Origin of the sequence: Streptomyces sp. NPDC047841, assembly GCF_040704085.1 — a bacterium.
GTDB classification, from domain to species: domain Bacteria; phylum Actinomycetota; class Actinomycetes; order Streptomycetales; family Streptomycetaceae; genus Streptomyces; species Streptomyces argyrophylli.
The window spans coordinates 1-8,673 of record NZ_JBEYRP010000071.1 but is presented as its reverse complement, the minus strand read 5'-3'; the positions used below and the strand labels follow the sequence as shown (position 1 = coordinate 8,673).

Annotated in this window: 5 protein-coding genes and 4 pseudogenes; 2 read left to right on the top strand and 7 right to left on the bottom strand. The window is 69.3% G+C overall.

The window, feature by feature from the left end; all coding sequences use genetic code 11:
* Positions 1-85: pseudogene (locus AB0947_RS42435) on the bottom strand (IS5/IS1182 family transposase); the annotation flags it as partial.
* A gap of 256 nt (positions 86-341) precedes the next feature.
* Here AB0947_RS42435 and AB0947_RS42430 point away from each other — a divergent pair.
* Positions 342-1,543: pseudogene (locus tag AB0947_RS42430) on the top strand (IS110 family transposase).
* A gap of 18 nt (positions 1,544-1,561) precedes the next feature.
* On the opposite strand, the pseudogene AB0947_RS42425 reads toward AB0947_RS42430, so the two are convergent.
* From AB0947_RS42425 to AB0947_RS42400, 6 genes and pseudogenes are all read right to left on the bottom strand, one after another.
* Positions 1,562-1,909: pseudogene (locus AB0947_RS42425) on the bottom strand (transposase); the annotation flags it as partial.
* Positions 1,794-2,336 carry a hypothetical protein gene (locus AB0947_RS42420; RefSeq protein WP_366755703.1) on the bottom strand — a complete coding sequence of 181 codons (543 nt, stop codon included), beginning with the start codon at positions 2,334-2,336 and terminating at the stop codon, positions 1,794-1,796. The gene AB0947_RS42420 and the pseudogene AB0947_RS42425, both read right to left, overlap by 116 nt.
* Before the next feature lie 115 nt (positions 2,337-2,451).
* Positions 2,452-2,838, bottom strand: a complete 387-nt coding sequence (locus AB0947_RS42415; protein ID WP_366755702.1) for a hypothetical protein — start codon at positions 2,836-2,838, stop codon at positions 2,452-2,454.
* 388 nt (positions 2,839-3,226) lie between these two features.
* A complete protein-coding gene (locus tag AB0947_RS42410) occupies positions 3,227-5,239 on the bottom strand; it encodes a S9 family peptidase (RefSeq protein WP_366755701.1) in 2,013 nt (670 codons plus the stop codon).
* A gap of 286 nt (positions 5,240-5,525) precedes the next feature.
* A pseudogene (locus AB0947_RS42405) lies at positions 5,526-6,353 on the bottom strand (IS5 family transposase).
* Between the two features lie 409 nt (positions 6,354-6,762).
* On the bottom strand, positions 6,763-7,839 hold the full coding sequence (locus AB0947_RS42400) for an acyl-CoA desaturase (RefSeq protein ID WP_366755700.1): 1,077 nt from the start codon (positions 7,837-7,839) through the stop codon (positions 6,763-6,765).
* Positions 7,840-7,957: 118 nt separating this feature from the next.
* Here AB0947_RS42400 and AB0947_RS42395 point away from each other — a divergent pair, with 118 nt between their 5' ends.
* On the top strand, positions 7,958-8,125 hold the full coding sequence (locus AB0947_RS42395) for a hypothetical protein (protein ID WP_366755699.1): 168 nt from the start codon (positions 7,958-7,960) through the stop codon (positions 8,123-8,125).
* Positions 8,126-8,673: the final 548 nt, after the last annotated feature.

Below are 8,673 nucleotides of genomic sequence, written 5' to 3'. Positions count from 1 at the left end.
TCAGGACGAACGCGAGCGGTCGACCGATGGCGTCGCAGGCGAGGTGGATCTTGCTGGTCAGACCGCCTCTGGACCGGCCGAGGGCCGGGCTGTGGAGCCCCGTTACCTTCTTCGTGGCCTCGCAAGGAGGCTCCCGGCCTTCGGCCCCGGTAGGACTTGAGCCCCCAGTCGAGATGATCGAAAAGGTGGTGTCGCCGGTGCCGGAGGCATTGGCAGACCGCTGATTAGAGGCACGAGCGCCAAACCCTCGACCGGGTACCGCAGTCTCTTCGTAACGTGGATGCCGGCACGCTGATGCCGCAGGTGAGGCCGGGAAACAGGCGAGGGCGGGAGCAACGGTTGTGACGGACGAAACTGGCATCGGCGTCTATCTGGGGCTGGATGTCGGCAAGGGCGAACATCACGCCGCCGCCGTCAATCGCGCCGGGAAGAAGGTGTTCGACAAGCCGTTGCCCAACAGCGAACCAAAGCTGCGGGAGCTGTTCGACAAGCTCCGGGCCAAGCACGGGACCGTGCTGGTGGTCGTCGACCAGCCGGCTTCCATCGGAGCTCTGCCCCTGGCAGTCGCCCGAGATGCAGGTTGCCAGGTCGCCTACTTGCCCGGGCTGACCATGCGGCGAATTGCCGATCTTTACCCGGGTGAGGCCAAGACCGATGCCCGTGACGCGTTCGTCATCGCGGACGCTGCCAGAGCTATGCCCCACACCCTGCGGGCGGTCGATCCCGCCGATGAGACAGTCGCCGAGCTCGCGATGATCGCGGGCTTCGACGACGACCTGGCGGGCGAGTCCACCCGGATCGCCAACCGGCTCCGCGGCCTGCTCACCCAGATTCATCCGTCGCTGGAGCGGGTCCTGGGCCCGCGGATTCAGCATCCCGCCGTGCTCAGACTGCTGGAGCAGTTCGGTTCCCCGGCCCAGATCCGCAAAGCCGGAAGGCGACGACTAATCACGCTGATACGGCCGAAGGCACCGCGGATGGCCGAGCGGCTGGTCGACGACATCTTCACCGCACTCGACGAACAAACCGTCGTCGTTCCGGGCACCGACGCGGCCGCGTTGATCGTCCCCAGCCTCGCCAGTTCCCTCACGTCCGTCCTTGAACAGCGCAAACTCCTCGCCGTGAGAATCGAAGAGCTTCTGGAGGCCCACCCTCTTTCCCAGGTCCTGATCTCGATGCCCGGCATCGGGGTCAGGACCGCAGCCCGCATCCTCATCGACGTCGGTGACGGCAGCGGCTTCGCCACCGCCGGCCACCTCGCCGCCTACGCAGGCCTGGCACCCGTGACCAGGAACTCCGGCTCCTCCATCCGCGGCGAACACCCTTCACGGCGCGGCAACAAGCAGCTCAAACGGGCCTTCTACCTCGCCGCGTTCGCCTCGCTCTCCCAGCCTGAGTCCCGTGCTTACTACGACCGAAAACGCCGCGAGGGGAAACACCACATCGCACCCTCGTCGCACTGGCCCGACGCCGCATCGACGTCCTCTTCGCGATGCTCCGAGACGGCACCTTCTACCAGTCGCCCACCCCGGCTACAGCTTGACGAAGCCCATAGAGGCACCTTTTTAGCGCGCACGTGGGCGGAATCGAGGACCACGCGGGAGACGTCGATGAGGCCGGCGTCGTCGAGCCGGTGCAGGACCGCCTCGTGCAGCCGGCCCCACACCCCGGCCCGCGACCAGATCAGGAACCGGCGGTGCGCGGTCGACTTCGATACCCCGAAACACGGCGGCAGGGCCCGCCAGGCACAACCGCTGACCAACACGTAGATGATTGCCGCGAACAGCGTCTCATCAGGCGTGTCCTGCGTTCCGCCGCCCTGTGGCCGCACCTTCGGCGGTGGGATCAACGGCTTCGCGATCTCCCACAGCCCGTCCGGAACAATCCAACCGCACGTACCCCGCCCCATACACAGCCCAACGAGCGATCACCACATAGGACACCGTCTTAGGGAGTGATGGAATCGGCAAGGTGAACTCAAGTGGCCGAAATGGGTCGTCCAGGTTGTACCTGAGCTGACCTTGGCTGATCGTCATGTCGGTACAGGGCGGGACGCTCGGCACCATGACAGCCCATACGGGGGAGACCTTGGCGTCAGGGATCAGCGGCGCGAACGACAGGAAAATCTGCGCGATGGGATCAGGGCTCCGGTTCATCACGTGGAACAACCACTTGCCGTGCGCATCCTGGCTTGCCCAACCGGACACCCTGGATGCCTGGGCACGCTCTTCTTTCACCGCCGCCTCGTCGGCCTGATGCAACTGGGACTGGGCGACAAGGACGGCCCACACGGTTCCCGGAACGGTGACCAGGACGGCCAGAAGACTCGCGATCACCGTAAGATCCCGCCACTGGCGCGGCTTCCGCTCCGTACCCCCCGCGTCGACGCGTTCTCGCTGCCCCACTTTGCCCGGCCTCTGGCGGCTCAACCGCAGCGTCACTCGCTGCCCACTACGTACGCGGCGCATGGCCCCTCCCCGCTTCACTGCTGCCAGAGACGCAACAGGCGCCGCAGTTGGCTCCCTGGATCAGTTGCCGATTCTCCTGCCGTACGCTGCCGCCGCACCGGACGCCGGCCCGGCCGGCGAACGTGCCGGGGATCGGCGACGTCGGTAGCGGGGCGTGGACGATCGCGCCCTTGTTGGCCTCGGGGATCAGGCCGTGGACGAGGACACAGGAGGCGTCGATGCGGCCCGGCGAGTCCTGGTCGGAGGGCTGCCACGTCGCCCACTCGTTCTCCAGGCCGGGGACGAACGCCCCGCGCAGCCGCACCCTGTCCTCGATCATCTGCTGGGCAATCGGCTCCGCGCGCAGCAGCTTGCCCTGCTTGGCGCTCACCGCGTCGATCCGCCTTCAGCTTGTCCTTCGGGATCGCGCCCTCCTCCTGCAGTGCGTTCCAAGCCGTGACGATGGCGAGCGTGCACATGTCCCGGCCGAAGTTCCACTCGACGTAGATGACGGCCGCGTTGGTCTCGTGCGCCAGCAGACAGGCCGTGCGGGACCACTCGGCCGACGACATGGCTTTCGTCCGGTCGTGGGTGATCCAGACCCGGTTGCCACCCGCGCGCCCTGGCAGTACACCGGCGTCGCGGGCGAGGCCACCAACCGCCGGGTCGGGGTGTCGCTGCACCTGGCGTCCGCTAACGTGTCGGCCGCGGTGAACCGGCGTCCGTTCCTGCCCAGAAGCGGGGATCCCACCTCGTCGAAGGCCGACGCCCGCCCGCCCTCACAGCAGTCCGGGCCGCTGCCACTCGTGACCAAGGACGTGGTGGTCGAGGAAGTTCAGGAACGCCTCGTACCAGACCTGGATGTGGCCCGGGGAGAGGATCCAGTGGTTCTCGTCCGGGAAGTACAGGTACTTCGCAGGCACCTCGAACCGCTGCAGATCCTGGAAGAGCGCGGCGCCCTGGCCGACCGGCACGCGGTAGTCCTTCGCGCCGTGGATGACCAGCATCGGCGTCCGGATCTTCGCGGCGTCCAGGTACGGGGAGTGCGCCTCGTACCGCTCGGGCCGGGTCACCGGGTCCCCGAAGATGCACTGAAAGTACCAGGGCGCGTCGGTGTCGCCCTGAAAGGACCGCAGGTCCCACAGGCCCGCGTGGCTCACGATCGCCTTGAACCGATCGGTGCTCGTGGCGACCCGGTTGGCCATGTAGCCGCCGTAGGAGCCGCCCCCGAGCGCGGTGCGCGCGGCATCGATGTTGTCACGGGCCTCGGTTGCGTCGGTCAGCGCCATCACGTCCGTGTACGGGACCCCGCCCCACTGCCCCCAGCCGCGCCGGTGGCCCTGCTGACCGTAGCCGGTCGACAGGGCCGGGTCGGGCAGCAGCACCGCGTAGCCGCGGGCCGCGAACGGCCACGGGTTCCACCGCCAGGTCCAGCCGTTCCAGCTGCCCTGCGGCCCGCCGTGCACGGCGACGAGCAGCGGCGCGGGGTTCTCGGCCGACGCGCCCTCAGGCAGCACGAGCCAGCCGCGCAGCCCGTACCCGTCCGCCGCGTTGGCGTGCACCTCGGTGAGGGTGCCCGGCAGCGCGTCGAACGCACCGGGGGCGGGCAGCTCGACCGGCGTCTGGTCGGCAACGCCGGCCTCGAACCTGACCGGCCGCGGCGGCGAGTCGATCGCGTTGCGCAGCGCGTACAGCGTCAGCCCGTCGGGGGCCACGCAGAGCGAGCCGTACGCGCCCGAGGCGGTGAGCCGGGTCACGGTGCCGTCCGCGTCCCGCCGGAAGACGGGCGCGTGCCCCTCCACATCGGCCACGAAGAAGAGGGCGTCGTCGACCGGCGAACAGACGGCGCCGACAGGCCAGTTGTCGAACCCGGGCAGCAGATCGACGGCCTCGCCGCCGTCCACGCCGACCCGGACGAGCGTCATGTCCATCGACTCGTCGTAAGTCGGCCACGTCATCCGCGAGCACACGACCGCCGAGCCGTCGTGCGTGAACACCGGCGCCTCGTAGAGGTGCTCCACATCGCCCAGGACGAAGACCTCCTCGCCGGTGGCCGCGTCTGCCACCACCACGGCGGTGCGGTTCTCGGCGGGCACCCGGCCGGGTACGAACCGGGTGTAGGCCACTCGCGTCCCGTCGGGCGACAGCGCCACGTCCCCGGGGTGCTCGAGGCCGACGCCCTGCCCGCCGGCGTCAACCACGGCGCCCTCGGCCCCCGCGCGCACGAAGGTGTGCTGTTCCTCGGGGCCGAGATCGCGGTCCCAGGCGCGGGTCGGCCCGGCCTCGTACAGGATCGCGGTGACCTTCGCGTCCTTGCGCGCCGTGCGCAGCTTGCCGTGTGCGTCGGCGTCGGAGGCCCCGGGCAGCAGCCCGGCGGTGTGGGCCAGCGCGCCGGAGTCCCGGGCGATGGTGAACGCGGTGATCCCGCCCGGGTGCCGGGCCACGACGGCGGCCTCACCACGCCCGGGCAGCGCCCACAGCGCGGCACCCTCGTGCTTGTCCTCCTCACTGTCGTCCTCGCGTTCCGACAGGAAGTACAGCACCCCGTCCGGGCCGAACGCGGGCCTGGACTCGCCCTTCCCCGACCGGGTCAGGCGCAGCGCCTCGCGCTCCCCGGCCGGATCGATCTCCCACAGCCCGGACACGAACCTGGTCCGGTCCTCCGACAGCGTCTGCACGGTGGCGACGAGACGGCCACCGTCGGCGGACAGCGCAAGGGAGTTGACGCGAGGCTGGGCGAGGAACGCGGGCAGGTCGTGGAAGGCGGTCGTGCCACCGGGGATCGCAGACATGCGGACGATTCTTGCTCGCGAAGGAGGCGGTGAACAGCGGATTACGGGCGCCGCCCGCCAGGGGTGCCTGCCGCCCGTCCGGCGAAACGCAGAGATTCCGCCCGATCGAAGTGATCGGACGGGATCCCGTCAACCGCCTACGAGCTGACTCGTGAACGGTGTCGCGCCCGCCGTCGTCCGACTTCGAGAGGACGACGAGTCCCCACGCGAATGCGCCCCTGAGAGGTCGTTTTGTCCCGGTGTTTTATCTTGGGATCTGTTGTTTGGTCTGTGGTGTCGGGTCGCGCTAGGAGATGGTGTTCTCGCCGGTGAGGCGGCGGGCCATGAGGTCTGTCATGGCGAGGTGGATCATGGCTTCGGATCAGGCGGACAGGGTCTCGTAGTCGCGGGCGAGACGGCGGTGGAGCGTCAGCCAGCCGTAGGTCCGCTGGACCGCCCAGCACTTCGGGATCGGGGTGAATGCCTTGGTCCCAGAGGTGCGGGCGGTGATTTCCATGTTGATGCCGAGGGTGGCCGCGTGCTCGACAAGGTGCTGGCGGTAGCCGCCGTCGACCCAGACCTTGCGGATGCCGGGGTGTTCGGCGGCGACCTGGTCCAGGAGCCGGGTGCCGGCGACGGAGTCCTGCACGCTCGCCGAGGTGACCAGCACGGCCAGCAGGAGGCCGAGGGTGTCGGTGACGATGTTCCGCTTCCTACCGACGATCTTCTTCCCGGCGTCGATGCCCTGGCCGTTGGCAGGGACGCTGGTGGAGGTCTTGACGCTCTGGGCGTCGATCACACAGGCCGATGGCTCGGCGTCCCGTCCTTCCTTCTCCCGCTGCAGCCGCCTGAGCAGGCCGTTGAGCTGAGCGAACACGCCTTCCTGCTGCCACTTGGCGAAGTATCCGTAGACCGTGTTCCAGTGCGGGAAGTCGTGCGGGAGATAGCGCCACTGCACGCCGGTGCGGTCCACATACAAGATCGCGTCCATGATGTCGCGCAGATCGTGCTCGGGCGGCCGGCCGAAGTCCAGAGCCCTGCCGCGGCGCTCGAAGTGCCAGGCCGAGAGCACCGGCTCGATCAACTCCCAGCGGGCATCGGACTGATCACTCGGATACAGGCGTCGCGTCGGCATGCTTCCGGCGTATCGCAGCGAATCGAGTGCGCCCAGGCGCACAGCAGCGGCGACCGAAGCACACAGCCACGAAGACCGGACGTCCTGGGATGAGACAGGAACAAGCCACATCCCGCCCCACCCGTCTCCCCGCCCAGCACACAGGCCCTGACCACACCGCACTACCCCTTCCGCACCGCGATCCCACACTCCAAGAACCTCCCGATACCTGGGCAATATAGATGAAAACGACCTCTCAGTGCCTGTTTCCGAACCCTGAAAGCGATGGCGGCAGGGTCGGGGCAGCGCATGAGCGGGGCGGCGGTGACGGCCGGGGTGAGCGGTTCGCGCACGGCGGCCGCGGTCTGCTTGCCGGCGGCCGCGCACCCCGGCGGCGTCGTGCTCCACGCCGTCGACTGCACCAACGACGTCAGGCGCCCCTTCGGCGCTGCTGCCGGATCGGCTCACCGACCTGATGCAGATGTGTGAGGGCCTCGCGGTACGACTGGATCAGGCCGGTCTCGTGGTAGGGCACGCCGATCTCCGCGCAGTAGGCACGGACGACGGTCTGCGCACGGCGCAGATGGGGCGTGGGCATGCTCGGGAACAGGTGGTGCTCGATCTGGTAGTTGAGCCCGCCGAGCAGAACGTCGGTCAGCCGTCCGCCGCGCACGTTGCGTGAGGTGAGCACCTGGCGGCGCAGGAAATCGGGCCGTTCGTCGCCGCGGAACGTGGGCATGCCCTTATGGTTCGGCGCGAAGGTGCACCCGAGGTAGACGCCGAAGAGACACTGGTGCACGGCGAGGAACGCCACCGCCTTGCCCGGGGAGAGCACCAGGAACAGGGCGGACTGATAGGCCGCGAGGTGAAGCAGGAGCAGCGCCGCCTCCAGCGTCCGGTGCTTCATGTCCGGTGAGCGCAGCGCCCGCAGGCTCGCCACATGCAGGTTGAAGCCCTCCAGCGTCAGCAGCGGGAAGAACAACCCCGCCTGGTGACCGCCGATGAGACGGGCCAGGCCCCGGGCGTCGCGGGCCTGTTCCGTGGACCACACCAGGATGTCCGGGGCGACGTCCGGGTCGAGTTCCTCGTGGTTGGGGTTGGCGTGGTGACGGGTGTGCTTGTTCACCCACCAGCCGTAGCTCATGCCGATCCCGAGATTGCCGAAGAGCCGGCCCCACAATTTGCTCGGCCGGCGTCGCCGGAACACCTGACGGTGCGCGAGATCATGGGCAACGAGAGCAATCTGGCCGAACATCAGCGCCAGGAAGGCGGCCGTCGCCATCTGCCACCAGGTGTCCCCGAGCGCGGCAAAGGCTCCCCATCCGCCCGCCGTCAGCGCGATCACCAGACCGAGCCGCGTCGTGTAGTAGCCCGGACGGCGTCTCATCAGCCCCGCCTCGGTGATACGACGGGACAGCCGCGCGAAGTCACTGCCGGCTCCGGCACCGGAGGGACGGGGTCGGGCGGCGGGCACGGTGGCCGCGACGGCCTGCGGGGAAATCGTCATGCCACCGAGTCTCCGCGCCTGCGACCAGCCGAAACAGCCTGCCAGTCACCCTCTCGCACAGGGGGTTTACCCCAGGAAGGCGTGGGTGCTGCCCCGAGGCCCACCGGCCCTGGGGGCAATGCCCGGGGCCGGTGACGGGGACTGGCTCCTGGTCGTCGAGGCACTGCTGAAGGACACCGTCGGCCTCGGGCACGCCGGCTACCTGGCCTACCACGCCGCGTGCCGGCGCGCGCACGCCGGCCGCGAGCCGCTCCCCGAGCTGACCGAGGTCCTGCAGCGGCAGTAGGCCGCCCGCCTGCCCGACCGATGACGTCATCGGCCTGCTGCGGGAGCTGGTGCTCACTGTCCATGCCGGCGCCGGCGGCCTGTTCCGCTGGGCCCGCCCGGCCCGCAACGCCCTGGCGGGCCTGCTGCACCGCGACATCGCCGCGCCTGTCAGGCAGTCCTGGCACGCCTCCGCCTCCGCCTCCGTCGACCTCGACGAGGTCCGCGTCCTGGACGAGAGGGTCGTCCTTGGCCCGGTGCTCGAGATGGGCCCGCTCTTGGCCCGCGCGGTCCTCGACTCGCCGCGGCGGACGCCGCGGCCGGCCTGCCGCTCGCCGAGCGGACGCGGGCCTGCCCGCGGATCGTCGCCGCGGACGAGTACCTGCACGACCGGGTGCTCGCCGCCCACCCTGCCGGGGAAGCAGGGAGGGGTGTTACTCGGCTATCCACCATCCCTGTTGGGTGTGCCAGTACCTACTGAGGTTGAACTCCTGGTGTCGTAGGTGCTGACGGGTCGACGCCTGTGCGGTATCACCGGTGCATGCGGTATCCACAAGGGGGCGGGCTGAC